This window comes from Frondihabitans cladoniiphilus (genome assembly GCF_039544345.1).
GTDB lineage: Bacteria > Actinomycetota > Actinomycetes > Actinomycetales > Microbacteriaceae > Frondihabitans > Frondihabitans cladoniiphilus.
This window is the reverse complement of record NZ_BAABLM010000005.1, coordinates 440469-466813: the sequence shown is the minus strand read 5'-3', so window position 1 is coordinate 466813 and position 26345 is coordinate 440469. Positions and strand designations below refer to the sequence as shown.

The following is a 26345-nucleotide window of genomic DNA, read 5'->3' as shown; positions in this document are numbered from 1 at the left end:
CGAGCGCCGGTGGTTTCGGGGCGCCGGGGGCGCCGAGTGGGTCACGACGCGGGAGCGCCGGTCGGTGCCGGTGCCGGAGCACCGAGGTCTCGGGCCCTGGCTCGCTGCTCGCGCAGGACCCGGACGCGGGCGGTGATGCTCGGGGCGACGACCGAGAGCACGAGCAGGCCGCCGGTCACGATGGTGAGCACCGTGTCGGGCAGACCCGCGAGCTGCAGCGAGTAGTTGACGGTGCGGATGATCAGGACGCCGGCGACGACGCCGACGATGCTCCCGGATCCCCCGAAGATCGACACCCCGCCGAGCAGGACCGCCGCCACGACGCTCAACTCGAGCCCCTGCACGCTGTCGCTTTGGGCACTCGAGTAGCGGAGCACCCAGAACAGGCCGGCCGCGCTCGAGACCACGCCGCTGGCGACGTAGAGCCAGAACTTCGACGCGTTGACCCGGATGCCGACGAAGCTCGCGGCTTCGGGGCTGAAGCCGAGAGCGAAGAGCCCGCGGCCGAACGGGGTGAAGTGGAGGATCACCCCGAAGATGACGACGACGATGGCGACGAAGATCATCACGGTCGGCACGCCGATTCCGGGGATGTTCGAGGTCGCGAACGTCGTGACGGCGGTCGGGAAGTCCGCCACGGCGTTGTCGCCGATGACGACCAGGGCGAGACCCCGGAAGAGCGCCAGCGTTCCGATCGTGACGGCGAGGGACGGAAGCCCGACGACGGCGACGAGAAATCCGTTGAACGCTCCGCAGGCGGCGCCGATCACGAGACAGATCACGAAGATGGCCACGATGCTCGTGTGCCCGTGCCCCGCCTGCCAGAGCACCCCGAGGGTTGCAGCCGACAGACCGGCGGTCGATGCCACCGACAGGTCGATCTCGCCGGTGATGATGATCAAGGCCATGGGCATCGCCATCAGCAGGATGGGGATGGCGTCGATCAGCAGGAAGCTGACGGTGGTGACCGAGGCGAAGTACGGGATGAAGAGCGCCGCCAGGACCACGATCAAGACGAGGGCGTAGACGATCGTGGCATCCCGCCCGCGCCAGAAGCGACTGCGCAAGCGGACGGCGGGAGCAGGCGGCCGGACCGCGGTCTTCTCGATGGTGTCAGACATCTTTGGCCTCGCTGACTCGCAACTTCTTGGCGTTGCGCAGGGATATGAGCTTCGTGATGAGGATGGCGGCGATGATGAGGATGCCGACGATGGCCTGCTGCCAGAACTTGCTGACGTTCAGGGCCGCGAGGGCGCCGGTCATCGTGGTGAGCAGCACGGCGCCGATCGCCGCGCCGACCACGGTGCCCGAGCCGCCGAAGATGGCGACCCCGCCGACGACGACCGCCGCGACGATCTGCAGCTCGTAGCCGGTGCCGGTGTCGGCTCCGACCGAGTTGAAGCGGGAGGCGTAGAGCACGCCGGCCAGACCCGAGAGGGCACCGCTGGCGACGAACGCGCCGATCACCCGACGGGTCACCTTGATGCCGAACAGCTGAGCGGCCACCGGGTCGGAGCCGATCGCGTAGAGGTCGCGACCCGAGCGCGAGCCGAAGAGGTACAGCGCGAACACGACGGTGATGACCAGGGCGATCAGCGCGAGCAGGGGCAGCCCCAGCACCGACGCCACCGACAGGTTGCCGAACTCCGGCGGGTCGTTGCCGATGAAGTACTGCGTACTGCCGGCCCAGGCGTTGTTGATGCCGCGGTAGATGTAGAGCGTGCCGAGGGTGATCACCAGGGCGGGCACCTTCGCGGCCGTCACGATCAGACCGTTGACGGCTCCGAGGATCGCGCCGAGCACTACGCCGATCACGAAGATGCCGATGACGGGCATGTGCGGGAACGCGTTGTACGTCGCGCCGGTGCTGAACGCCGTCAGTCCGAGGATCGAGCCGACCGAGAGGTCGACGTTCCGCGTGATGATGACCAGCGCCTCGCCGACCGCCATCACGACGAAGATCGCCGAGTTGAGCAGCAGGTCTTTCGTGCCCTGCGGCGAGAGGAACCGGGGGTTCGCGATCGTCGTGACGATCAGGAGGATCGCGAGCGCGGCGAAGACCGAGAACTCGCGCGAGACGAACGTACGGCTGAGACCCCGGAGAGCCGGGCGGGATGCACGGGGTCGGACGGGCGACGGAGTGGCCGTCTCGGCGACGCGGGTCATGCGGCCACCTCCGCATCGGTCGAGGCGGCGTGGAGGATGGCCTCGGCCGTGGCGTCCGCGCGGTCGAACCGGCCGGAGATCGTGCCCTCGTGCATCACGAGGATGCGGTCGGCCATGCCCATGACCTCGGGCAGCTCGGACGAGATCATGAGCACGGCGATCCCCTGTCCGGCGAGCTCGGAGATGAGGCGGTGCACCTCGGACTTGGTGCCGACGTCGATGCCGCGGGTCGGCTCGTCGACGATCAGGAACTTCGGCTTGGTGGCCAGCCACTTGGCCAGGACCACCTTCTGCTGGTTGCCGCCCGACAGGGTCGAGACGGCCAGGCTCTGCGAGCCGGTCTTGACCTGGAGCCTCTTCGACCAGTCCTCCGCCGCCGAGCGCTCGGCCCGGCCGGAGATCAGCCCGAAGCGAGCGAGCTGGTGACGCAGCGTGAGAGCGGTGTTCTTGGTCACGGACAGATCCATGACGAGCCCCTGCTTGCGGCGGTCCTCCGGAACGAAGGCCATGCCGGCCTCGATCGCGGCCTTCGGCGAGTGGGCCCGGAGCGGTGTGCCCGCCATCGTGACGGAGCCGGTGTCGTAGCGGTCGACGCCGAAGACGGCACGAGCCACCTCGGTGCGACCGGCTCCGACGAGACCGGCGAGCCCGACGATCTCTCCGGCGCGGACCTCGAACGAGATGTCGGAGAAGACCCCGGCCCGGCTGAGCCCCTCGACGGAGAGGACGACGTCGCCGATCTCGGCCTCCTCCTTGGGGAACAGGGCGCTGATGTCGCGACCGACCATCTCGTGCACGAGTTCGTCGACGGTGATCGAGTCGGCGTCGTGCGTGGCGATGTACGCACCGTCGCGCATGACGGTGATGCTGTCGCAGAGGGCGAAGACCTCGTCGAAGCGGTGGGAGATGAAGAGGATGGCCGCGCCCTGGTCGCGCAGGCTGCGGGCGACGGCGAAGAGACGGTCGACCTCGACGCCGCTCAAGGCCGCCGTCGGCTCGTCCATGACCAGCACACGGGCTTCGAGCGAGATGGCCTTGGCGATCTCGATGATCTGCTGGTCGGCGATGGAGAGCCCCTCGGCGACGCGATCGGGGTCGATCGGCACACCGAGGCGGGCGAAAAGCTCGGCCGCCTCACGACGCATCGCCGGCCGGTCGATGAATCCGAGCCGGTTGCGGGGCTGGCGCCCGATGTAGATGTTCTCCGCGACGGTGAGGTCGGGGAAGAGGGTCGGCTCCTGGTAGATGACGGAGATGCCCGCCGCCTTGCTCTCGGCCGTCCCGGCGAACACGACGGGCTCGCCTCGGAGCTCGAGCGTGCCGGAGTCGGGCTGGTAGACGCCGGCGATGGTCTTCACCATGGTCGACTTGCCGGCACCGTTCTCGCCGACGAGGGCGTGGATGCGGCCGGCCTCCAGCGCGATCGTGCCGTTCGCCAGGGCGACCACCGGACCGAACGCCTTCGTGACGCCTCGCATCTCGAGGGTGACGGGGGCCTCGGCGAGGGGGATGCCCGTCATGCGTGCTGCCTCATCATTGAAACTGCCCTTCTTCATCGTCGAAGATTGAATCGTTTTATTGCGACGGCTGCGACTCTATTGTCGAGATTGCTCGGAAGTCAAGATACCGATGGAAAATGCTGCGGAATCGGGATCGAAGCGCGCTTCGTGCATCCCCCGCTCGCCCTCCGCCTTGGTGAAGAGGTCGATGAAACGTCATAATGACACGACGCAGGGGAAGGGGGTCGCATGGCGACCATCGGCGTGAAAGAGGTCGCCGCGCTGGCCGGCGTGTCGATCGGCACCGTCTCGAACGTGCTGAACCGCCCCGACAAGGTGACCGAGGCGACCGCCGCACGCGTCCACGCGGCCATCGAGCAGCTCGGCTTCATCCGCAACGACGCGGCGCGGCAGCTCCGGGCCGGGAGCAGCCGGGCGATCGGCCTCGTGATCCTCGACGTGGCGAACCCCTTCTTCACCGGCCTCGCCCGGGGCGCTCAAGAGCGTGCCGCCGAGTCCGGGCTCTCCGTGATCCTGGGCTACAGCGACGAGAAGGTCGAGCGTGAGGCCTCGTACCTCGACCTCTTCGAGGAGCAGCGGGTGCACGGGGTCCTGCTCTCGCCCGCGGCCGAACCCGGACCCCGGCTCGAGCGCCTCCGGGCCCACGGCATCCCGGCCGTCCTCGTCGACCGGCTCAGCACGGACACCAGCTTCAGCTCCGTCTCGGTCGACGACATCCGCGGCGGGGCCACCGCCGTCGGCCATCTCCTCGCGCAGGGTCGGAGGCGGATCGCGTTCATCGGCGGGCCGCTCACGATCCGGCAGGTCTCCGACCGGTTGCACGGGGCGAGCGAGGCGGCGAGCGCCGAGCCTCGCGCATCCCTCGAGGTCGTCACGGTCTCGGCCCTCACCGTCGCCGAGGGGCGCCGCGTGGGGCGACAGATCGCTCGCCGAGACCCCGCCGCCCGGCCCGACGCCGTCTTCGCGGCCAACGACCTCGTGGCCCTCGGGGTGCTCGAGGCGATGCTGATCGAGGGCACCGTGAAGATCCCCGAGCAGATGTCGTTGATCGGCTACGACGACATCGGATTCGCAGGGTCGGCGATGGTGCCGGTGTCGTCCATCCGGCAGCCGATGGCGCTGATGGGGCAGACCGCCGTCGACGTGCTGATGGAGGAGGCGTCGGGGGCGGGTCGGGCCGCGCAGCACGTGGTGTTCCAGCCGGAACTGGTGGTGCGGGAGAGCTCGCAGCGGTAAGGCCGGGCTGTCGAGGGCCCGTTCGCGTCAGCGTCGCGTGTCGGACGCGTCAGCGTCGCGTGTCGGACGCCTCGAGCAGCGCCCACAGCTCGGCTCGTCCCGCGAACGTCTCGAGGTCGAGCGCGAGCAGCGTGCCGACCCGGGCGACCCGCGCCTTGAGCGTGTGGCGATGGAGCCCCGCCTCGCGCGCTGCGGACTCCCAGTGCCCGTTGTGCGTCAACCAGAGCCGCGAGCACTGCAGGAGATCGCCGGGCTCTCCGCGCAGGGCCGACAGTCGGCGTCGTGCGACGTCGGCGGCCTCGGGCGACCAGAGGTCGTCGAGCAGGCCGGCGGCGGTGACCCCGAAGACCGCCAGGCCGGGGCCGTCGCTGCGGGCGAGGATGCGCAGGGCCTGAGCCCGACCGCTCGCGACCTCGGCCGGCGAGAGCTCGGCCGACAGCCCGACCGAGAGGGTGCGGAAGACGTCGCTCGGTTCGACTCCCCGGCCACCGTCGATCAGGCGCTCGAGACGCCCCACGGCCGCTGCCGGGACGACGAAGACGAGGGCGCGGTCGTGGATGTCGGCGACGGCGCCGACCTCCCGAGCCAGCACGTCGACGACGCTCCGGGCGGCGGTGTCGAGGGCGTCGGCATCGATGTCGGAGCCGAGGTCGGAGTCGGCGCCGGCCGTGCTGCCGGGCCGGTCCGCGTCCGCCCTCTCCGGGCTGAGGCGGACGACGCCGACCCGCAGTGGATCCGGGATCGACCGGTCGAGCTCCGCCGCGACGGCGGAGGCCGCGACCACCTGACCGTCGAGCAGCAGTCGGACGAGCATCCCGCCGAGGTCGTTCTCGAGGCGCCGGCGCTCGTCGTCCTTGGCGAGGAGCACCTCGGCGATCGCGATGGCGCCGGTCACGACGGCCTGCATGCCGAGGTCGTTCCGGCCCGCGCCCACGACGCCGACGGCGCCGCGGAGGGAGCCGCGGGGGCCGAGCGTCTGCACCGTGGCGAAACCGGACCAGCCGGGGAGGGTCAGGTCGACGCTCGCGCGGGTGCCCCGGCCGAGCATCCTGCGGGCCTCCGTCGTGATCGCGTCGAGCGGGATGTCGCTCGGCGTTCCCGAGGTACGGCGGACCACGTCGCCCGCGGCGGAGAGGATCACGACCGTGCCGCCCACCTGCTCGGCCAGCACCCGGGCGACCGCGTCGAGGGTGCCGGTGGTCAGAGCCGCGACCGACACGGCCCGCTGCGCACGCAGGGTCCAGGCGTCGCGCTCGTGCTCGCGGGCCGAGATCCGGTCCGCGACCCAGCGGATCAGAGCGATGAAGGGGATCTCGTAGGGCACCTCGACGAGGGTGACGTCGCGTTCGCGGCAGGCCCGGACGAGGGAGGGAGGCGTGCCCTCGCGGATGACCTCGAGGCCGAAGCCGATGCCGACGACTCCCGCCGCGACGATCCGGTCGACGTAGGCGTCGTAGTAGTCGTCCGCGTCGGCCCCGCCGGGCGCGTCCTGGTCGACCGCGTCGTCGGGGAACTGGGTGCCGGTCGTCAGCAGCATCGTATGCCCGCTGAGGAATGGAGTCGGATCGGTCAGGTCGGAGCTGTGCACCCAGTCGATCGGCGTCTCGGGGTGCGCACCCGTCAGGCGGGGGCGCAGCCGCAACGCGGTCTCGGCGAGCAGGCCACGGATGGTCGGGGGCGACGTCTTGTCCACAGCACGAGGCTATCCACAGGCTGCCGCTTGGTCCATAGATTCTCCACAGGGTGCCGTTCCGGCAAGTCCGTGGGATGCACGGGTGCCTATGTTTGCGGAAGACCGAAGCCGTACGACCGGAGGCCCCGATGACCATCGCGAACCCCAATCTCGACGAGCGCCCGCGCGACGGGCGAGGCCACGGCGCCGCCCCCGATGCCGAACGCCGGATCGGCGGCCCCTCCCTCCCCCAACGGCGCAACCTCGTGACCGAGATCCCGGGTCCGCGTTCTCGAGAGTTGCTGGCCCGCAAGTCGGCCGCCGTCCCCCAGGGCGTCTCGGTCAGCCTGCCGATCTTCACCGACGTGGCCGGCGGCGGGGTCGTCGTCGACGTCGACGGCAACACCCTGATCGACCTCGGCACCGGCATCGCCGTCACGGGGGTGGGCAACGCCGACCCGGGCGTCGCGGCCGCCGTCCAGGCCCAGGTCGAGCGCTTCACGCACACCTGCTTCATGGTCACCGGCTACGACGGCTACGTCGAGGTCGCCGAGGCCCTCAACCGGCTCACGCCCGGCGATCACGACAAGCGCACCGCCCTCTTCAGCACGGGTTCGGAGGCCGTCGAGAACGCGGTCAAGATCGCCCGGTCGTACACGGGCCGGAGTGCCGTCGTGGCTTTCGACCACGCGTATCACGGCCGCACGAACCTGACGATGGCGCTCACTGCGAAGGCGATGCCGTACAAGCTGGGGTTCGGCCCCTTCGCCCCCGAGATCTATCGCGCCCCGCTGTCCTATCCCTACCGCGACGGCCTCGACGGCACCACCGCCGCCGCTCGGGCGATCCAGCTCATCGAGAAGCAGATCGGCGCCTCGCAGGTCGCGGCCCTGCTCATCGAGCCCATCCAGGGCGAGGGCGGCTTCATCGTGCCCGCACCCGGCTTCCTGACCGCTCTCGCCGCCTGGGCGAAGGAGAACGGCGTCGTCTTCATCGCCGACGAGGTGCAGACCGGGTTCGCCCGCACGGGTCGCATGTTCGCCTCCGAGCACGAGGGGCTCGTGCCGGACCTGATCACGACCGCGAAGGGCATCGCGGGCGGCCTTCCGCTGGCGGCCGTCACGGGCCGCGCCGAGATCATGGACGCCCCGCACAAGGGCGGCCTCGGCGGCACCTACGGCGGCAACCCGGTGGCGTGCGCAGCCGCCCTGGCGACGATCGCGGCGTACGAGCACGACGGCCTGATCGAGCGGGCCGCCGAAATCGGCACCCTCTTGATGGACCGCCTCGTCGACCTCCAGTCGTCCGATCCTCGCGTCGGCGACGTCCGCGGCCGCGGCGCGATGGTGGCGATCGAACTGGTCGATCCATCGACGGGTGAGCCCGATCCCGAACTCACCGCCCGGGTAGCCGCGGGCGCGCACGCCCGGGGTGTCATCCTTCTGACGTGCGGCACGTTCGGCAACGTGATCCGATTCCTGCCGCCGTTCTCGATCAGCGACGAGCTCCTGCACGACGGCCTCGACGTCGTGCGCGAAGCCCTGGAGGCAGCATGAGCACCACCACCCCTGCAGCGCCCACCGCGACTCGCGAGGCCGAGCTGGTCGCCTCGGTTCCGACCGGCCTGCTGATCGACGGCGAGTGGCGACCGTCCTCGTCGGGCGAGACCTTCGAGGTGGTCGATCCCGCCACCGGGCTCGTCCTCACACGCGTGGCCGACGCCACTCCGGCCGACGGGCTCGCCGCTCTCGACGCCGCCAGTCGCGCGGGCGCCGAGTGGGCGGCCACCGCCCCGAGGCGCCGGGGCGAGATCCTCCGCCGCGCTTTCGACCTCGCGATCGAGCGCCAAGAGGATCTGGCGCTGCTCATGACCATCGAGATGGGCAAGTCCCTCCCCGAGGCGCGAGGCGAGGTCGCCTACGGCTCCGAGTTCCTCCGCTGGTTCTCCGAAGAGGCCGTGCGCATCTCCGGCCGCTACGGCTCCAACCCCGAGGGCACCGGCACGACGATCGTGTCGTACCGGCCCGTCGGCCCCTGCTTCCTGATCACGCCCTGGAACTTCCCGCTCGCCATGGCGACGAGAAAGATCGCTCCGGCCCTGGCCGCCGGTTGCACCGTCGTTCTCAAGCCGGCCGAGCTCACACCGCTGACGAGTCTCTTCTTCGCCCAGCTCCTCCTCGACGCCGGGGTCCCCGCCGGGGTCGTCAACGTCGTCCCGACCACCGACGCCTCCGGAGTCTCGTCGGCCGTGCTGGCCGACTCCCGCACCCGCAAGGTCAGCTTCACCGGGTCGACTCCGGTCGGGAAGGTCCTGCTGAAGCAGGCCGCCGACAACGTCCTGCGCACGTCGATGGAGTTGGGCGGAAACGCCCCCTTCCTCGTCTTCGACGACGCCGACCTCGACGCCGCCGTCACCGGCGCCATGCTCGCCAAGTTCCGGAACATCGGCGAGGCCTGCACCGCCGCCAATCGGTTCATCGTCCACGCCTCCGTCGCCCAGGCCTTCGGCGCCGCACTCACCGCCAAGGTGAAGGCGCTCGGGGTGGGCCGAGGCACCGAAGAGGGCGTGTCGATCGGCCCTCTGATCAACCGGGCCGCCGTCGAGAAGAACGCCCAGCTCGTGGCCGACGCCGTCGACCGCGGTGCCGAGGTCCTCACCGGCGGTTCCGCTCGATCCGGGCCCGGCACCTTCTTCGACCCGACGGTGCTGACCGGCGTCCGACCGGGATCCCGCCTCCTCTCCGAGGAGATCTTCGGGCCGGTCGCAGCCATCGCCACCTTCGAGACCGAAGACGAGGCGGTCCGACTGGCCAACGCCACGGAGTTCGGTCTCGTCGCCTACGCGTTCACCACCGATCTCGCTCGAGGGCACCGCTTGATCGCGTCGCTCCAGACCGGCATGCTCGGTCTCAACACCGGCGTCGTGTCGAACGCCGGAGCGCCGTTCGGCGGGGTGAAGTCGTCGGGTCTCGGCCGCGAAGGCGGCCTGGAAGGCATCCACGAGTACCTCGACACGACCTACACGCTCATCCCGGCCGGCTGACCGCCCGCTCCCGATGAACGGTTCCACGCCCGTCCCGCTCGAAAGGCTCCACCCCATGTCTGAAATTCGTTGCGACGTCGTCGTCATCGGAGCCGGCGTCACCGGCCTGACCGCGGCCCGCGACCTCGTCGCCGAGGGCCTCGACGTCGTCGTCCTCGAGGCACGCGACCGTGTCGGCGGCCGCGTCTGGACCAACACGATCGAGGGTCAGCTCTACGAGATCGGAGGCCAGTGGGTCTCCCCCGACCAAACCGCCCTGCTCGCGTCCCTCGACGAGCTGGGGCTGGCCACCTACTCGCGCTTCCGCGACGGCGAGAGCGTCTACGTGGGCCGTGACGGAGTCGCCAAGCGATTCACGGGCGACATCTTCCCCGCCTCGCCCCGGACCGAGAGCGAGATCGAACGTCTCATCGGCGTACTCGACGAGCTCACGGCCGAGATCGACCCCGACGCGCCCTGGCAGCACCCGCGAGCCCGCGAGCTCGACACCGTCTCGTTCAAGGAGTGGCTCGCCGCCGAGAGCGACGACGAGGAGGCCCGCGACAACATCGCCCTCTTCATCGCCGACGCCATGCTGACGAAGCCGGCCCACGCGTTCTCCACGCTTCAGGCCCTGCTCATGGCGGCGAGCGCGGGTGCATTCTCGCACCTCGTCGACGCCGACTTCATCCTCGACAAGCGCGTCGTCGGCGGACTCCAGAAGGTCCCGCTGGCCCTGGCGGACGGGCTCGGCGACCGGGTCAGGCTCGACCAGCCGGTCCGCACCCTGCACTGGGGCGACGACGGCGTCACGGCCGTCACCGACGACCTCGAGGTGCACGCCCGCCGCGCCCTCGTGGCCGTCCCGCCGAACCTCTACGGCCGCATCGCCTACGAGCCCCCGCTGCCGCGCGAGCGCAATCAGATGCACCAGCACCTCTCGCTCGGCCTGGTGATCAAGGTCCACGCGACCTACGAGACGCCGTTCTGGCGCGAGGCAGGCCTGTCCGGCACCTCGTTCAGCCCCTATCAGCTCGTCCACGAGGCCTACGACAACAGCAACTTCGGCGAAGACCGAGGCACTCTCGTCGGCTTCGTGTCCGACGAGAAGGCCGACCGTCTGCTCGCGCTCGATCCCGACGAACGCAAGGCGCGCATCCTCGCCTCTCTGGCCTCGTATTACGGGCCGCAGGCCCTCACGCCCGTCGTCTACTACGAGAGCGACTGGGCGTCCGAGGAGTGGACCCAGGGTGCCTACGCGACCTCGTTCGACCTCGGCGGCCTGACTCGCTTCGGTGCGGGTCAGACGACACCCGTCGGGCCGCTACGATTCGGATCGAGCGATCTCGCCGGCCTCGGCTTCCAGCACGTGGACGGCGCGATCCGCGTGGGGCATCGCATCGCGGCGGAGATCTCCGCCGAGATCGGCGTCCCCGCCTGACCCGTCCGCTTCACCGTCCCACCTGCTGTCGTTCCACCGTTCCGCCCCCGTTCCACGACACATCTGTCCCTACGAACCCGAGGCTAGGCATCCATGGCACTTGACGTCGATACGAAGTACCTCGCTCCGGCAGCCGCCGAGAGCAGCAAATTGAAGCGGCACTTCGGCCGCTTCGACATCCTGTTCTTCCTGATCTGCACGATCGTCGGAGTCGACACCATCGCCTCGGTGGCGTCGGCGGGCGGGCAGGCGTTCACCTTCATGGTGATCCTCGCCATCGTCTTCTTCGTACCGCAGGCGCTTCTGTTCGCCGAACTCGGCACGGCGTTCCCGCAGGAGGGCGGTCCCTACCTCTGGACCCGGATGGCGTTCGGCCATCTGGCCGGGGCGGTCAACAACTTCCTCTACTGGGTGACCAACCCGGTCTGGCTCGGCGGCACGCTGGCCGGGGCCGCCGCGTACGCTCTCGAGGTCTTCTTCAACCACGGCAAGACGTTCTCCACCCCGGTCTTCTACGCGGTCACGATCCCCTTCGTCTGGGTGGCCGTGCTCGCCGCGATCCTGTCGTTCCGCGTCGGCAAGTGGATCACCACGGTCGGAGCGTTCGCGCGGTTCCTCCTCCTCGGCGTCTTCGTCATCACGGTCGTCGTCTACGCGATCCAACACGGTGTCCACGGTCTCGGAGCGTCGAGCTTCATGCCGCAGTACTCCGGGTTCGTGCTGCTCGTGGGCGTGCTGCTGTTCAACTACGTCGGCTTCGAGCTGCCGAACAGCGCCGGCGAAGAGATGAAGAACTCGACCAAGGACGTGCCGTTCGCGATTGCCCGCTCGGCGATCTTCTCCTTCGTCCTGTACGCCGTCCCGATCCTCGGCATCCTGCTCGTCATCCCGGTCGACAAGGTGACGAACCTCGGCGGCTTCGTCGACGCCATCCAGACGACCTTCTCGGTCTTCGGGCCGGCCGCTCCGGTCGTCGGTGGAGCCGCGGGCATCCTGTTCGTGCTCTGCGTGCTCACGTCGGGCGTGACCTGGATCATGGGATCCGACCGCTCCCTGGCCGTCTCCGGCTACGACGGAGCCGCGCCGCGCTTCCTCGGCGTCATCAACGCCAGGCTCGGCACGCCCGTGCGGGTCAACATCTTCTCCGGCATCGTCTCGACGATCGTCCTCGTGCTCGCCACGACGATCACCGGCGGCAACGCCTACAAGTTCTTCGGCGCCGTCCTCGGCGTCACGATCTCGACCACGCTGATCAGCTACCTGCTGATCTTCCCGTCGCTCTGGAAGCTGCGCCGAAGCCACCCGAACGTCGCCCGTCCGTTCACAATGCCCTGGCACCGACCCCTGACGATCCTCCTGATGGTGCTGCTCGCCTTCACGGTCATCCAGCTCATGGCGCCCGGCGCGTTCTACCAGTGGTTCGGTTCGGACTTCCGACCCGACGGGTGGAAGGCCTCCGAGGGCGGGCTCTACCTGCTGACCGAACTGGTGCCCGTCGTGGCGTTCATCGTGATCGGGGTGCTGTTCTGGGTCTCAGGCACGAAGACGCGGCGCGAGAACGCGGCCCTGGCCAGCGAGCTCGATGCGGCAGGCGCCGGGGTCGTCGGCGGCGGTGTCGGCGGCGGCGCCTCCGGCACGGCGGGTCCCGTCTCGGGTTCCTCCGCCGGCTAGACGCATGGCTCCGGATCCGCTGCGCGAGGTCGCGCCGGGCGTCCTCGTCGCGACCAGCCGTCTCGACTCGACGAACAGCGTGGTGGTGCGGGCGGATCCGGGCCCGGTCGGGAGCGGCGATTTCCACCCGCTCGGCGGTGTGCCGGGCGGCGGCGACGTCCTCCTGATCGATCCGGCGTGGGAAGCCGACGAGCTGGCAGCCCTGGCCACCGCCCTGAGCGAGCGGGGCCTGCACCCCGTCGCCGGCCTGTCGACGCATTTCCACCACGATCACCTGCTCTGGCATCCCGGCTTCGGCGAGGTCCCGCGCTGGGCATCCGCCGACACCGCTCGCCTGGCGACGGCGCATCTCGCTGAGCTACTGGCCGAGCTGGGGCCGGCATGGCCGGCGGACTTGGCGCGCGTCTTCGCCCGAGTCCAGGCGGTGAGCGGAACCCGGCTGCCCTGGTCCGGCCAAACGGTCGAGCTCGTCGAGCTCGTCGAACACGATGCGCACGCGATCGGGCACACGGCCGCGTGGCTGGCCGACGCGGGCATCCTCGTCGCCGGTGACATGCTGAGCGACGTCGAGCTGCCGCTGCCTGCCGACGAGCGTGCCGGTGGCATCAGTGCTTCCGGCGGTGCTGGTGGCTCCGGTAGCTCCGGCGGCGCCGGCGGTGCTGGTGGCTCCGGTAGCTCCGGCGGTGCTGGTGGCTCCAGTGGCTCCGGCGGTACTGGTGGCTCCGGCGGTGCCGGCGGCTCCGGCGGTGCCGGCGGCTCCGGTAGCGCCTTCGGCTCGGTCGATCCCCTCGGTGACTACCTCGCCGGGCTCGACGCACTCGCGCCGTTCGTCGAGCGGGCGGCACTGGTCGTTCCCGGACACGGCACACCGGGCACCAACGCCCGCGCCCGGCTCGACGCCGACCGCCGCTACATCGAGGCCGTGCTCGCGGGCCGCTCGGTCGACGATCCGCGCCTCGCCAACCCGGGCATGGCCGAGGCCCACGCGGCCACTCTGCGCCTGGCGTCGGCGCGGCGCTGAGCTCCCCCGTGGCGCCTCTGCCCGGTGGCGCTGGGCCCCGTTCCAGCAAGGCGCGCCGCGCTCGACACCCAGAAGCATGGGCGCGCCCGCAGGCATGTGCACCCCGGACACCGCGCAAGCCCCCCTGTCGACGAGTGGGTCGACTCGGCCGTAAGGGGTGCCACTCCGCGGAACGGGGGTTCGCCCCCGCGGAACGGGGGTGCGGACCCGCCGTACGTGAGCACGGCCCGACACCCCCAGCCAAGTCGCCCCGTTTGACGCATGTCGCCCTGCCGTGCCGGGGCGACCTACGTGAAACGAGGCGACCTACGTAAAACGGGGCGACTCGCGTGCAACGAAGCGCGCCGCGGAGCTACACCGCCGGCTGCTGCTGCGTGATGCAGTGGATCCCGCCGCCCCGCGCGAAGATCTCGCGCGCGTCGAGCGTCACGACCCGCCGCCCCGGGTACACCGAGGCCAGCACCGAAGCCGCCCTCGCGTCCGCCACCGGGTCGTCGAAGCCGCAGGCGAGCACGCCCCCGTTGACCACGAGGTGGTTCACGTAGTTGTGATCGACGAAGCCGGCGGAGTCGCGCAGCTCGGACGGCGCCGGCAGATCGACGATCTCCCACGGCCGCCCCTCCGCGTCCACCGTCTCCGACAGGAACGACCGGAGCGACGCCATCACGGCGTGGTCGGGATGCGCGGGGTCGGGCTGCGAATGGAGCAGCAGCACCCCGGGCGCCGGGATCGCGGCGACCATGTCGACGTGCCCGCGCGTGCCGAACTCCTCGTAGTCGCGGCTCAGCCCGCGCGGCAGCCAGATCACGTGCGTCGCGCCGAGCGTCCGCGCCAGCTCCGCCTCGACCCGAGCCCGGTCGGCGTACGGGTTGCGGCCGGGGTCGAGCTGGACGGTCTCGGTCACGAGCACGGTTCCGCGGCCGTCGACGTGGATCGCACCGCCCTCGTTGACGAGCAGAGACGGCAGGATGCACGCCCCGGCGGCCCGGGCGACGAACGACCCGATCTCGCGGTCGGCCTCCCACGAGGCCCAGGGTTGAGCGCCCCATCCGTTGAACGTCCAGTCCACCGCGCCCAGCTTCTGCTCGACCCCGCCTTCGGCGAACCCACCGGACGGCACCACGAACGTCGGCCCGATGTCGCGCATCCACGCGTCGTCGAGCGGGGCTTCGAGGATCGTGATCTCTCCCGAGAGGTGGCGCCGTGCATCCCGCGTCGCTGTCGGGTCGACCACCACCGTGACCGGCTCGAACTCGGCCGCGGCGTTCGCGACCGAGGCCCAGGCGGTCCGTGCGGCCTCGGCCGATGCGTCGTCATCGCCCAGCGTGTAGCCGCCGCGCGGGAAGGCCATCCAGAGCCGCTCGTGCCGCTCGGGCTCGGCGGGCATCCGCCAGGCGCCGACCCCGGCAGCACCGCCGGAGACGGCCGCGCCGCCGCTCACGGTCGCACGTCCGCGACGGACTCGGCGATGGCCTCGAACGCCCCGTAGGAGTGCCGCGCCTCGTCGACCGGGGCGACGAGCCCCTCGTACAGGTCGGGTCGCCGGGTGACGTAGAAGGGGAAGAGCTTCAGCCACTCCTCCCGCTGCGCGATGTCGAGGTCGGCCACGAGCACGACGGACTCGTCGCGCGGAGCCGAGACCAGAACTCGCCCGTACGGGTCGGAGATGAACGACGAGCCGTAGAAGGTGATGTCGCCCTCGTCGCCCCAGCGGTTGGGCACGACCATGAAGAGGCCGCTCGTGATGCCGTTGGCGACGATCACCTGCCGCCAGATGTCGCGGGTGTCGAAGTCGGGGAAGCTGGGCTCGGAACCGATGGCCGTCGGATAGGCGAGGATCTCCGCGCCCGCGAGGCCGTAGGAGCGGGCCAGCTCGGGGAACCACTCGTCCCAGCAGGTCGGGAGGCCGACCCGAGCGCCGAGCCCGGCGGGTTCATAGACGGGGAAGGGCGAGCCGGCCGGGAAGGCCGAGCCGGCCAGAGAAGGCGAGCCGCCCGAAGAAGCCGAGCCGGAGGCCGACAGCGCCGCCGCCGGAGCCGCACCGGGTCGGAAGTACGTGTCCTCGTAGTAGCCGGCACTGATCGGGATGTGCGTCTTGCGTGTGCGCCCGACCAACTCGCCCGAGGGCGCGACGAGGATCGCCGTGTTGTAGCCCCGGGCATCCCCCGGCTCGTCGTCGGCCGCGGGCCGCTCGTAGAGGGAGGCATGGACGAAGACGCCGTGTCGACGGGCCTGGGAGACCGCGAACGTGAAGGTCGGGCCGGTGAGGAGGTCTTCGGCGTGGTCCTTCGGCACGCCGGAGGCCGGCACGTCGCCGGGGTAGCGGCGCAGAGAGAGCTCGGGGAGGAAGACGGCGCTCGCTCCGGCGGCCGCGGCGGAGGCGATGCCGTCGGCGAGCTGCTCCGCGTGCGCGACGGGGTCGGCGAGCCATTGCATCTGGACGAGGGCGACCCGGACCGGAGCACGGCGGCCCGAGGCGGACGCGCCCGACGACGACGGAGCCGAACCGGAGTCGACAACGGGGCGAAGCGGTGCCGGGGCGGGCGGAGCGATGACGGTCTTCATGGAGCACCTCTCGATCGGATAGTGTTGATCATATGATCAACAAGCGGCCGACCGCCACCTCGACATCCGCGGCCGCCACGCGGGCATCCGCGGCAACGACCCGCAAGCCCGCGGCCCCCACCCGCAAGCCCGCCGCCGAGCGCGCCGCCGACATCGCCGCCGCCGCACGCCGAGTCGCCGTGACCGACGGCCTCGGTGCAGTCACTCTCCGGGGCGTCGCCGCCGAAGCCGGCGTGACCAGCGCCCTCGTCGCCCACTACGAGCCCTCGATCCAGGCTCTGGTGGCCCGCACGTTCACCGAGTTGGCGACGGCCGAACTCGACGAGGTGAAGGCACTGATCGCGACCGCCGCCGACCCGATCCGAGGGGTGAGGATGCTCGTCTCGACCCTCCTCGCGCCCGCCCGACACGAGCTGTCCGCCCTCTGGGCCGACGCCTGGAGCCTCGGGCGACGAAACCCTCCGCTCGCCGAAGCGTCCCGGGGCGCCATGGCCGCTTGGCATGGACTCGCCACCGCCGTCATCGACAGAGGGGTCATGTCGGGCGATTTCACACCAGGGTCGTCCGATCGCGCCGCACTGCTGATCTTCGCCTTGATCGACGCCACGACGGCCTATGCCCTGGTCGACTACCGCGCTGCGGACGAGCGTGACGAGTTGGTTCGGCGCACCCTCGAAATCAGCCTGCAGATCCCCTCAGGAGGCCTGTCAGACCTGTGACTCGTGTGACTCGAGTGACTCGTGCGACTCCTTCGGGGGGTGTACATCCGCCACCCCCTCGGGTTAACTCGGGGAGAGCCGACCGTACTAGGGGTACGACCGCGCCGCACCTAGGAGACCTATGACTTCGTCCATCCGCTCGTCCATCGGCGTCGCCGGTGCCGTCCTCGTGGCCATCGGCCTCGTCGCGGGCGGTGCCTCGACAGCGACCGCCGCCACGCCGACGACGACGTCGAGCCCGGCCGCGACGGTCTCCCCGGCAACAGCGACCGCGACGCCGACCGCGACCCCCTCCGCCGGCCCGACGTCCACACCGACCGACAGCCCCAGCGTCGCGACGCCGCCGAGCACCACGACGACGCCGACAGCGGTCGCGACGCCCGCCAGCGGGAGCAGCACCACCAACAGCACGACGACCGATCCCTCTCTTGCAAAGCAGGACGAGAGCGACAATCACGTGATGGGCTCGACCATCCCCGCGTCCGACCCGGCCTCGACCTCGACCGGCAGCTCGTCGCTCCACTCGCTCCTGGCCACCCCCAACGCCGCCTCCGGCACGAACGCCCTCGCCGGCTTCGACGTGAGCGCCTATCAGGTCCTCTCCGCGGGCGACTTCGTCACCGCCGCCAACAACGGGGCGAAATGGGTCTACGTCAAGGCGACCGAGGGGACGACCTACCGCAGCAGCCAGTTCTCGACCCAGGTGAACGGTGCCGCCAATGCCGGCCTCCTCCGCGGCGCCTACCACTTCGCCCACCCGAACCAGGACGCCGCGGCGCAGGCCCGGTACTTCGTGGCGAACGGTGGCAACTGGACCCCCGACGGAATCACTCTCCCGCCGCTGCTCGACATCGAGTATGGCAGCGCCTCGCAGGGCGGTACCTGCTGGGGTGTCGGCCAATCGGACATGGTCAACTGGATCGCCACGTTCACGAACACGGTCCGCTCGCTCACGGGTATCAACCCCGCGATCTACTCGACGACGAACTGGTGGCAGACCTGCACCGGTAACACGAGCGCCTTCTCGGCCAACCCCCTCTTCATCGCCCGGTACACGAGCGGTGCCCTGCCGGGGACCCTCCCCGCCGGTTGGCCCACCTGGAGCTTCTGGCAGTGGGCCGACAGCGGAACATTCCCGGGCGACCAGGACGTCTTCAACGGCAACGCCTACGCTCTGCGATCGCTCGCCCTGGGTGGCAGCGTCGGTCTCGTCTCCGACGGAGCCACGTCGGCTTCGACGATCGCGACCAACGCTCGCCTGAATTCCGGCGACACCCGCGTCTCTCCGAACGGCCAGTACATGCTCCTCATGCAGGGAGACGGCAACCTCGTCGTCTACGGCAACGGTCGCGCCTTGTGGTGGAGCGGGACGAGCGGAAACGGCGGAGCCTTCCTCCTTCTTCAGGGCGACGGAAACGTCGTGATATACAACGCGAACAGTCAGGCCATCTGGTCCACGGGAACCATGAACTCCGGAGCCCTTCCCACCCTCTATCTCCAATCGAGTGGCGACTTCGCGTTGTCCACCAGCTACGGGGTGCCGTGGCGGACTAATGCCCCGGGCACCAATTCGCTTTCCGGCGCCAACGGGCTGACGTCCAACACCTACCTGCACTCGCAGGACGGACGCACCCTCCTTTCCATGCAAGGCGATGGAAACCTCGTGCTCTACATCAATGGACAGCCGCGGTGGACGTCGTACAGTGCCGGCAACGCCGGATCGTTCTTCCGCCTTCAGTCGGACGGCCAGGCGGTCGTCTACTCCGCCGACGGGCGTGCCCTCTGGTGGAGCGGCACGAACGGCACCGGCTCGGGCAATGTCCTGGCCGTCCAGAACGACGGAAACCTCGTTCTCTACCGGGGCGCGACAGCCCTGTGGGCATCGAACACGCGCACCTGACGCCATCTCGCCCGATCGCGACGCCCCGGTTCCGACCGGGGCGTCGCCGCTTCCCCCGCACGACGAGATCCCACGAGACGGGCTCTTACAGTCGGACCACCCCGGATTGCTCCCGATCGCCAAGCCTTTTAGCGACTAGCGACTCGGAAGCGATCTGGCAAGGGGTTACCTTGGCGGATCCCGGCCCCCATAATCAAGTTCGATGTCTGCTGTCACACCCCCCAATCGCCGGACCGACGTCTCGGGGACCGACCCCGACGAGGCCATCCAGCTCTTCGAGGCGGGCTACAACGGCAACGGCTTCATCATCAACCGCACCGAGCTCGAGTTCTCCTACCGGCACGCGGCCACCGGTGAGAACGGCGTCACCCTGCGATCGTCCAAGGTGTTCGGCGAGATCACCGGCGAGATCGAGCCCGAGGGCGAGTACATCGTCCAGTGGATCAAGCGGGGCACCGCCACGGTCGACGTGCACAAAGACAACGTCCGGCTGACGCTCGGCAGCCCGGTCATGTTCCCCACCGGCCGGCCCTTCTCCTTCTCGTATCGCGACTACGAGCAGGACCTCGTCCACCTCGACAAGGACCTCGTCGATCGGATCGCCCGCGAGCGAGAGGGCGCCGTCCTCGGCTCCCTCCGCTTCACCCCCTCGGTCGCGCCCGTGTCGCAAGCGGCCCTGCGAGCGTGGAACGCCACTCTCCAGCTCGTGGCGCAGACGCTCCTGGCCGGCTCGCCGAGCCCGCTGCTCGAAGCGGAGATGTCCCGCCTCGCGGCGTCCGCTCTGCTCGACGCGTTCGCGCACCGACAGGCCGACATCGGCGAGTCCCTCCTCCTGCCGAGCGGTGCATCCCTCCGTGTCGCCGTGGAGTTCATCCACGCCAACGCCGAACAACCCCTCACAGCGACGAGCATCGCCAAGGCGGCGGGCCTCAGCGTGCGGGGGCTTCAGCAGAGCTTTGCCCGACAGCTCGACACCACGCCGACCGCCTATGTCCGATCGGTACGCCTCGACCGGACTCGGGAAGACCTGCAACTCGCTTCGCCGAACTCCACGACGGTCGCTGAAATCGCGCAGAAGTGGGGTTTCGTGCACCTCGGCCGGTTCTCCGCCGCCTACACCGAGCGCTTCGGCGAGTATCCGAGCACGACTCTGCGCAGCTGAGCGGCCTCAGGCGCTCGTCGCCGATTCGGCCGGCGCATCGACGAGGAAATCCTCGTAGGTCGGCTCGACGTGACGAGCTCCGGTCGTGCCGTCGAGAGGCGGCGGAAACAGGAGGGGATGCGAGGCCGATGCCAGGCCGACCTCTTGCGAGCGGGTGCGGCGCCGGGGGTAGGCCGCGATCCGCGCTGCCGCCACGTCCGGGTTCCTGAGGTATTCGCTCATCCCCCGACGCTAAGGGGCCCCGCGAACCGAGCCGGCGCGTTATCCGGAAAGCGCATGGATGTCCGACGAGGCCTCGCCCTCTGCGGAGCGGTCGAGTCCTGATCCTCGACCGCTCCGAGGGCGGCGACTAGCCGAAGGTGATGGTCGTCTCGACCGACCCCTGGCTGTTCGTCATCTTCACGCGGTATTCGTGCGCCACGCCGTTCGTGAGCACCGTGGTGCGACCAAGACCCTGCGAGTCGGTCTTGCCCTTCGCGACCACCTGGTTGCGCCAGTCGACGACCTCGAACTTCGTCGACGCGCCACCCTGGATGTGCAGGTTGAAGAGGGTGGCGATGCCGTCCTCCTGCTCGGCCGTGACGATCGGGGCGGTCAGCGCGGCTGCCGGCTTGCCGAAGCTGATGTCCGTCTGCACGATGTGGCCGAACTGGTTGCTCAGCTGGACGATCCATTTCTCGGTGTCGGTCGTGGCGAACACCTCGGAGGCGCGGCCGTTCTCGTCGAGGTCGCCCTCGGCGGCGTAGGCCCCGTCGGGATCGATGACCTTGTAGTGCGCTGACGGAGCACCCTGGATGTGGAGCGTCGACTCACCGTCGCGGTCGTCCGCCGTCAACGTGGGCGCCTCGAGCGGCGGGGCATCCTGACCCAGGACGATCTTCGCCTGGATCTGGCCCGTCGGGCCGCCGTTCATCAGCACGAGGTACTCCTGCTTACGGTCCGTCTTGATGACCTCGGTCGCCGCACCCTTCTCATCGGTCGTGCCGTGCGCCACGTAGTAGCCGCGCGAGTCGAGGACGTCATAGGCGTACGAAGCCGTGCCCTTGACGTGCAGCACCGACTCGCCCGGGCGCTCCTCCGCCGACAACTCGAGAGGCTCGAGCTCGGCGACCACCGGGTCGCTACCCAGGACGATCTTCGCCTGGATCTGGCCCGTCGGGCCACCGTTCATCAGCACGAGGTACTCCTGCTTACGATCGGTCTTGATGACCTCGGTCGCCGCACCCTTCTCATCGGTCGTGCCGTGCGCCACGTAGTAGCCGCGCGAGTCAAGCACGTCGTACTCGTGCGATGCCGTGCCCTTGACGTGCAGCACCGACTCGCCCGGGCGCTCCTCCGCCGACAACTCGAGAGGCTCGAGCTCGGCGACCACCGGGTCACTGCCCAAAACGATCCTCGCCTGGATCTGGCCCGTCGGGCCACCGTTCATGAGCACGAGGTACTCCTGCTTACGATCGGTCTTGATGACCTCGGTCGCCGCACCCTTCTCATCGGTCGTGCCGTGCGCCACGTAGTAGCCGCGCGAGTCAAGCACGTCATAGGCGTACGACGCCGTGCCCTGGATATGCAACACCGACTCGCCCGCACGCTCCTCCGCCGACAACTTCAGCTCTTCGAGCGCCTGTTCGGGCGGGAGCTCCTGGCCGAAGGTGATATTCGACTGCTGGATGTGCCCACGGTCGTCCTGGAGCTGGACGACGTACTTGCCCTTGCCCGAGGTCGTCACGACCTCGGAAGCGAGCCCGGCTTCGTCCAGTCGACCCTCGGCGACGTAGTACCCCTTCGGGTCGATGACCTTGTAGGTCGTGCCGGCGAGGCCCTGGATGTGCAGCGTCGACTCGCCCTCGCGGTCTTCGGCCGTCAGAATCGGCGCAGTGAAGTTCGGGTCGTCGTAGCCGACGGCGAATCCGGGGTCGACCGTGGCTGGGGGTGCGACGACCGGACCGCCACCGGGCTTCACGACGTGGACGACGACCGGCAGCGAGACGTCGGAAGCCTGGTCGTTCGAGTCGTAGGCCGTCGCGGTCAGCGTGTGATCGCCGAGGGCCAAGGTGCCCGGCGTCGTCTCGCAGAACCAGCGGTATTGACCGAGCGGGTTCGAGAAGTCGGCCGACGAGCAGATCTGCCGGTCGTTCTCGTCGCGGACGACCACGTTCAGCTTCTGGAACCCGGAGCCGCGGCTGTCACCGATGTACATGAGATCGCTCTGCTCGAGGGTCACCTCGCCATTCGCGACGGTGCCCGAGCGAACCCCCTGGACAGTTTTGATCTGCGGCGTCTGAGGGGTCCGGTCCGGCGTGGCGGCGGATGCCGCCCCGGCCGTGGCCGGAAGTGCGACGGCGGCCAGCAGGACGGCCGCCAGGGCAGTGGGGATATAACGCTTGGTGTTCAACGGGAACCTTTCCTTGGAGAAGGTCCCACCGTAGCCAATTCAATATATCTCATACTGAAAAGACGCCATCTGTGAGTAACTCGCAGGCAGGCGCGTTATGTGGATAACCGTTTGGTCGAGCGTCGCCGCTCACTTAGCGTGTGCAACAGGGATTCGCTTTCTTCACCGTGGCGCCCAGACGACCCTTCGTGATCGAAGGAACGGGCTTCACTCCCACGGCATGCGACTCCTCCGACAGCGAGGCACGACGATGCTTCGAGAAGTACAGGTCACCATGACCGTCATCGACATCCACCCGGCCTCGCCGAGCCTCTACCTCTCCCACCCCGACGCCGTGCCGCTGCGCATCCACCCGTACCCGAAGCGCCGGAGCGCCGGTCGGCTGTCGGCCGCGACGCCGATCCGCCCGGTCGTCCCGGACTTCAGCGCACTCCAGGGCCTTCCCGCCGACCCCTCCTACGCCGATTTCCTGGCGGGAGCGCGGGATGCGCGGGCCGACGCCCAGGCGGACGTCGCCGTCTAAGCGGCAGGCCCGTCCTCGACCAACCGCTTGCCCATGTTCACGGCCTCGTAGGGCTCGTAGCCCAGGTGCTCGTACAGGGCGATGACGCCGGTGTTGTCCGGGCGCACCTGGAGTTGGACCTTGGGGCAACCGAGCGCGGCCAGAGCCTCCTCGGCGGTCTCGACGAGAGCCCGGCCGAGACCTGTTCCGCGTTGATCGGCCGCGACGGCCAGGTAGTGGATCCAGCCCCGATGCCCGTCGTACCCGGCCATGACCGCGCCCACGATGCGGGCTCCGACTTCGGTTTCGGCGCCGGTTTCGATCTGTGTCTCGGCCACGAAGAACATCTCCGCCTGGGTCGTCTCCTTGCGACGCACGTCGGCGAACGGGTCGTTCCACGGGCGAGTGAGGCCTGCCGCCTCCCACAGGGCGACGACGGCTTCGGTATCGGAATGCTGGAACGGGCGGATCGAGTTCATTTGTCCATCCTCGCCGATACCCGGACCCCGGCGCACAACGCCCCGAAGGGGAGGTAGAGCGGTAGGGCCGATCACTGGTTGGATTTTCGGGTGACCGATCCTGCAGGCAGCACCCTCCCCCAGTCCCCCAGTTCTCCCCTCGGCGGTGTCGAGGTCCGCATCGCCGTGGTCGAGGCCGCCATCCGCGTCTTCCGCCGCCACGCCTTGCACGAGGCCAGCCCGCAGCTCGTCGCCGTCGAGGCCGGCCTGCCGCTCGCGGAGGTCACCGGGCAGTTCCCGTCCTGGAACGGCCTCATCCTCGCTGCCATCGACCGCTGGAACGTCAAGCGGATGCAGCCGATCATGCCGCTGGCGGCGAAGTACGGCACCGTCGTCTTCCTCCGCGGCATCGTGCAGGCGAACGTCGACGATCCCGACCTGATGCGTCTGCTCACGGCCGTCATCAACATCGCGGCGACACCGGGCCACCCGATGTCCGCTCCCTTGCAGAGCGACTGGCGCGACTTCCACCAGCTCGTGCAGCGCAACCTGGCCCGCGACATCGAGCTGGGCCGCGAGCCCGCGACGATGGAGCCCGCGCGGGGCGCCGAACAGCTCATCGCCCTGTACGAGGGGCTGCAGCTCCAAGCACTGGTGCGTCGCGACATGGACCTGCTCGACTCCTACGATCGCGCCGTCACGCGCCTCCGTCACGGCTGGACCCGCTCCTACAAGGCTCCCACCTGGACCCTCGACGAGGTCTGACGCCCTTCCACCTCCCCGCAGCGCACGGACACCGCCCGCACCGGCGGCCTACAGTCGACCATCTATGACTGGACACAAAACTACTTTTGCGCAGGGCCTCGGCATCGCCTCGGTGATCGGGGGCGCGCTGGCGTCACTCCACTCGCTTCGGGAGACCAGCGGCCACATCACGGACGACGCCTACAAGACGGCCGACGTGCCGCAGGGCGAGGGCCACGTCGCCTACCACCTGGCCCGCGAGGCGTTCACGACCGCGGGCGCCGTCACAGCGGCCGTGGGGTCGGCCGTCGCCACAGGCCGGGGCGACGCGCAGGCCTGGTTCCCCCTGGCTGCGAGCGCCACCGGCTACCTGGCCGGGCAGTGGTCGGGCAAGGCGACGGCCGGCTCATGGGCGCCGTCCGGCAGGGCGCTCGCCTGGCACGTGGGAACGTCGGTGCTCTTCCTGTCGGGAGTGCTGCTGCTGCATCCCCCGCGCCGCAGGCCCTAGCTCTTCTTGATCAGCGACAGCAGGTCGGTCGTGTTGTCCCACCGCTTGCCGTTCACGACGACGGTCGGCGTGCTGAAGCCGCCCGAAGTCGGGTTCACGAGCGCGGGATCCGAGGTGGCCCGGTTGGTCGCGGCCGTCACCCACGACTTGTAGGTCTCGGAGTCGACGCAGGTCGTGACCTTCTTGTCGACGACCCCGCCCCGGGCGATCAGCCGCTTGATCTGCGTGTCCGTCAGGCCTGTCGAGCCCTCCGTCGGCTGGTTGTCGTAGAACTCGTTCTGCACGGCCAGGAACTTGTCCGGGTCGAAGTTGGCGACGCAGGCGGCGGCATTCGCGGCGCGGCTCGCGTAGCGGCTGTTCTGGTAGCTCCGGTCGAGGATCGAGACCGGGTGGATCTCGAGCGTCGCCGTGCCGTTCGCGACGAGCGACTGGATCTCGGAGGAGTAGGTCGCCTCGAACTGCTTGCAGGCGGGGCAGGCCCAGTCGATGTAGGTGACCACCTTGGCGCTGCCGTCGGCGTTCGACGAGGCGACGGGTTTCGGAGTGGCACCGGCCGCGACGCCCGAGCCGAGGGTGGGCGTGACCGACCCGTTCACGCCGGTGAAGAGGATGCCGTCGGTGGGCAGGTTGGCCGGCCCCGCCTCGGTCGAGACCTTGGCGGTACTGCCGGAGTTGGAGTTCACGACGACGAGGATCACGACGAGCGCCACCACGACGACAGCCGCCCCGATGCCTCCCTGGAGGAAGAACCGGTTGCGGCGCTGACGCTTCTGCTCCTGCTCGCGCTGGAGCCGCGCCGTCTCACGGGCGGCTTCGCGCCGAGCGTTCTTCGGTGCGCGGTCGTTGTTCGTCATTGATTCCCCTGCGATCGTGAGTGCCGGGCGCCGCCCCTGATCGGCGGCACGCCTCGTGCAGAACCCTATTTGTAAACGGCCTCGCTCAGCATCTGACTCGCGCGGGCGGCGAATTCGCCGCGCACGAGCACCTCGTACCGACCGGCCTCCATCGTCTTGACCGACGAGAAGTCGCGCTGACCGCGAGTGGCCGCGTGACCGATGAAACCGAACAGCGCCCCCCAGACGCCGCCGAGCACGATCGCCAGGATGATGATGCCGATCGCGTTGACGCCGGGCACGAAGAAGCTGAACAGGATGCCGATGAGGAGCCCGAACCAGGCGCCGCCGCTGACTCCGCGAAGCGCGGCCTTGCCGTTCGTGAGGCGCCCGGAGACGTTCTCGACCGTGCGGATGTCGTGCCCGACGATGGAGACGTTCTCGACCGGGAAGCCGTCGTCGGACAGCTTGTCGACGGCGCGCTGGGCGTCTTCGTACTTCGTGTACGTCGCGACGACCTGCGGATAGCTGCCTCCGACGAACGCGCCGACGCCGCCGAGCGACTCGGCTGCCGACCCCGTCGTCTCGGCCGGGGGCGTCGACGCCTGAGGGGGAAGCTGCGAACCGGCGCCCGGAGGGGCGTACTCGCCGTAGGCGGGGCGTTCGGGGCGTTCGGGCTGGGGCTGGTCGGTCATGGTCTCTCCTCGTGATCGGGGGACGTCCCGCTCGGGATCGGGGGACGTCACGACCAGACTGGCCGGAATCCCGCGCCCTGGTCGCATTTCAAGGCACTTGAGGAGGAAGGGGGCCCTC

23 protein-coding genes are annotated in these 26345 nt (G+C 69.6%); 12 read left to right on the top strand and 11 right to left on the bottom strand.

The annotated features are described in order from the left end of the window. Positions 1–41: 41 nt before the first annotated feature. From ABEA39_RS14065 to ABEA39_RS14055, 3 genes are read right to left on the bottom strand one after another with little or no spacing between them, the layout of a single operon-like run. Positions 42–1121 (bottom strand): ABC transporter permease, encoded by a 1080-nt coding sequence (locus ABEA39_RS14065; protein WP_345376543.1) that lies wholly within the window; start codon positions 1119–1121, stop codon positions 42–44. After that, positions 1114–2166, bottom strand: coding sequence for an ABC transporter permease (locus ABEA39_RS14060; protein WP_345376542.1), 1053 nt, complete (start codon positions 2164–2166; stop codon positions 1114–1116). The genes ABEA39_RS14065 and ABEA39_RS14060 overlap by 8 nt, the downstream gene beginning before the upstream one ends. Continuing rightward, positions 2163–3686: a sugar ABC transporter ATP-binding protein gene (locus ABEA39_RS14055; protein WP_345376541.1), complete on the bottom strand. Its 1524-nt coding sequence runs from the start codon at positions 3684–3686 to the stop codon at positions 2163–2165. The genes ABEA39_RS14060 and ABEA39_RS14055 overlap by 4 nt, the downstream gene beginning before the upstream one ends. 228 nt (positions 3687–3914) lie before the next feature. Between ABEA39_RS14055 and ABEA39_RS14050 the strand changes: the two genes are divergently transcribed. Beyond that, positions 3915–4922 carry a LacI family DNA-binding transcriptional regulator gene (locus ABEA39_RS14050; RefSeq protein WP_345376540.1) on the top strand — a complete coding sequence of 336 codons (1008 nt, stop codon included), beginning with the start codon at positions 3915–3917 and terminating at the stop codon, positions 4920–4922. 49 nt (positions 4923–4971) lie between these two features. On the opposite strand, the gene ABEA39_RS14045 is transcribed toward ABEA39_RS14050, so the two are convergent. Continuing rightward, positions 4972–6615 carry a PucR family transcriptional regulator gene (locus tag ABEA39_RS14045; RefSeq protein ID WP_345376539.1) on the bottom strand — a complete coding sequence of 548 codons (1644 nt, stop codon included), beginning with the start codon at positions 6613–6615 and terminating at the stop codon, positions 4972–4974. A 128-nt stretch (positions 6616–6743) separates the two neighbouring features. Here ABEA39_RS14045 and gabT point away from each other — a divergent pair, with 128 nt between their 5' ends. The 5 genes from gabT to ABEA39_RS14020 all read left to right on the top strand — a co-directional run bounded on the left by gabT (position 6744) and on the right by ABEA39_RS14020 (position 13749). Further along, complete coding sequence (gene gabT / locus ABEA39_RS14040; RefSeq protein ID WP_345376538.1) at positions 6744–8150, top strand: 4-aminobutyrate--2-oxoglutarate transaminase; 1407 nt, start codon at positions 6744–6746, stop codon at positions 8148–8150. After that, positions 8147–9637, top strand: coding sequence for an NAD-dependent succinate-semialdehyde dehydrogenase (locus ABEA39_RS14035; RefSeq protein ID WP_345376537.1), 1491 nt, complete (start codon positions 8147–8149; stop codon positions 9635–9637). The genes gabT and ABEA39_RS14035 overlap by 4 nt, the downstream gene beginning before the upstream one ends. A gap of 55 nt (positions 9638–9692) precedes the next feature. Continuing rightward, positions 9693–11057: a flavin monoamine oxidase family protein gene (locus tag ABEA39_RS14030; RefSeq protein WP_345376536.1), complete on the top strand. Its 1365-nt coding sequence runs from the start codon at positions 9693–9695 to the stop codon at positions 11055–11057. 93 nt (positions 11058–11150) lie between these two features. After that, on the top strand, positions 11151–12728 hold the full coding sequence (locus ABEA39_RS14025; RefSeq protein ID WP_345376535.1) for an APC family permease: 1578 nt from the start codon (positions 11151–11153) through the stop codon (positions 12726–12728). 4 nt (positions 12729–12732) lie between these two features. Beyond that, positions 12733–13749, top strand: a complete 1017-nt coding sequence (locus ABEA39_RS14020) for an MBL fold metallo-hydrolase (protein ID WP_345376534.1) — start codon at positions 12733–12735, stop codon at positions 13747–13749. A gap of 352 nt (positions 13750–14101) precedes the next feature. Here the strand turns inward: ABEA39_RS14020 and ABEA39_RS14015 are convergent, their stop codons facing one another. Further along, entirely contained in the window at positions 14102–15136 is a 1035-nt protein-coding gene (locus ABEA39_RS14015) for an agmatine deiminase family protein (protein ID WP_345376596.1), read from the bottom strand. Between the two features lie 50 nt (positions 15137–15186). Next, the gene (locus tag ABEA39_RS14010) at positions 15187–16314 is read right to left on the bottom strand and encodes a nitrilase-related carbon-nitrogen hydrolase (protein ID WP_345376533.1); all 1128 of its coding nucleotides are present in this window, start codon (positions 16312–16314) and stop codon (positions 15187–15189) included. 32 nt (positions 16315–16346) lie between these two features. Here ABEA39_RS14010 and ABEA39_RS14005 point away from each other — a divergent pair, with 32 nt between their 5' ends. The 3 genes from ABEA39_RS14005 to ABEA39_RS13995 all read left to right on the top strand — a co-directional run bounded on the left by ABEA39_RS14005 (position 16347) and on the right by ABEA39_RS13995 (position 20095). Beyond that, positions 16347–17033 carry a TetR/AcrR family transcriptional regulator gene (locus ABEA39_RS14005; RefSeq protein ID WP_345376532.1) on the top strand — a complete coding sequence of 229 codons (687 nt, stop codon included), beginning with the start codon at positions 16347–16349 and terminating at the stop codon, positions 17031–17033. A gap of 121 nt (positions 17034–17154) precedes the next feature. Continuing rightward, complete coding sequence (locus ABEA39_RS14000; RefSeq protein WP_345376531.1) at positions 17155–18933, top strand: GH25 family lysozyme; 1779 nt, start codon at positions 17155–17157, stop codon at positions 18931–18933. A gap of 202 nt (positions 18934–19135) precedes the next feature. Continuing rightward, positions 19136–20095 (top strand): AraC family transcriptional regulator, encoded by a 960-nt coding sequence (locus ABEA39_RS13995; RefSeq protein ID WP_345376530.1) that lies wholly within the window; start codon positions 19136–19138, stop codon positions 20093–20095. 6 nt (positions 20096–20101) lie between these two features. Here ABEA39_RS13995 and ABEA39_RS13990 read toward each other — a convergent pair whose 3' ends face one another. Beyond that, the gene (locus ABEA39_RS13990) at positions 20102–20317 is read right to left on the bottom strand and encodes a hypothetical protein (RefSeq protein ID WP_345376529.1); all 216 of its coding nucleotides are present in this window, start codon (positions 20315–20317) and stop codon (positions 20102–20104) included. A 127-nt stretch (positions 20318–20444) separates the two neighbouring features. After that, positions 20445–22487 carry a hypothetical protein gene (locus tag ABEA39_RS13985; protein WP_345376528.1) on the bottom strand — a complete coding sequence of 681 codons (2043 nt, stop codon included), beginning with the start codon at positions 22485–22487 and terminating at the stop codon, positions 20445–20447. Positions 22488–22707: 220 nt separating this feature from the next. Here ABEA39_RS13985 and ABEA39_RS13980 point away from each other — a divergent pair, with 220 nt between their 5' ends. Continuing rightward, entirely contained in the window at positions 22708–23010 is a 303-nt protein-coding gene (locus ABEA39_RS13980) for a hypothetical protein (protein ID WP_345376527.1), read from the top strand. On the opposite strand, the gene ABEA39_RS13975 is transcribed toward ABEA39_RS13980, so the two are convergent. Then, a complete protein-coding gene (locus ABEA39_RS13975; RefSeq protein WP_345376526.1) occupies positions 23007–23468 on the bottom strand; it encodes a GNAT family acetyltransferase in 462 nt (153 codons plus the stop codon). The genes ABEA39_RS13980 and ABEA39_RS13975 overlap by 4 nt on opposite strands. A 90-nt stretch (positions 23469–23558) precedes the next feature. Here ABEA39_RS13975 and ABEA39_RS13970 point away from each other — a divergent pair, with 90 nt between their 5' ends. Further along, positions 23559–24212, top strand: a complete 654-nt coding sequence (locus tag ABEA39_RS13970; RefSeq protein ID WP_345376524.1) for a TetR/AcrR family transcriptional regulator — start codon at positions 23559–23561, stop codon at positions 24210–24212. A gap of 64 nt (positions 24213–24276) precedes the next feature. Next, positions 24277–24699, top strand: coding sequence for a hypothetical protein (locus ABEA39_RS13965; protein ID WP_345376523.1), 423 nt, complete (start codon positions 24277–24279; stop codon positions 24697–24699). Here the strand turns inward: ABEA39_RS13965 and ABEA39_RS13960 are convergent. Both ABEA39_RS13960 and ABEA39_RS13955 read right to left on the bottom strand, forming a co-directional pair. Then, complete coding sequence (locus ABEA39_RS13960) at positions 24696–25553, bottom strand: thioredoxin domain-containing protein (protein WP_345376522.1); 858 nt, start codon at positions 25551–25553, stop codon at positions 24696–24698. The two genes, ABEA39_RS13965 and ABEA39_RS13960, sit on opposite strands and share 4 nt — an antisense overlap. A 65-nt stretch (positions 25554–25618) precedes the next feature. Then, complete coding sequence (locus ABEA39_RS13955) at positions 25619–26227, bottom strand: YflT domain-containing protein (protein WP_345376521.1); 609 nt, start codon at positions 26225–26227, stop codon at positions 25619–25621. Positions 26228–26345: the final 118 nt, after the last annotated feature.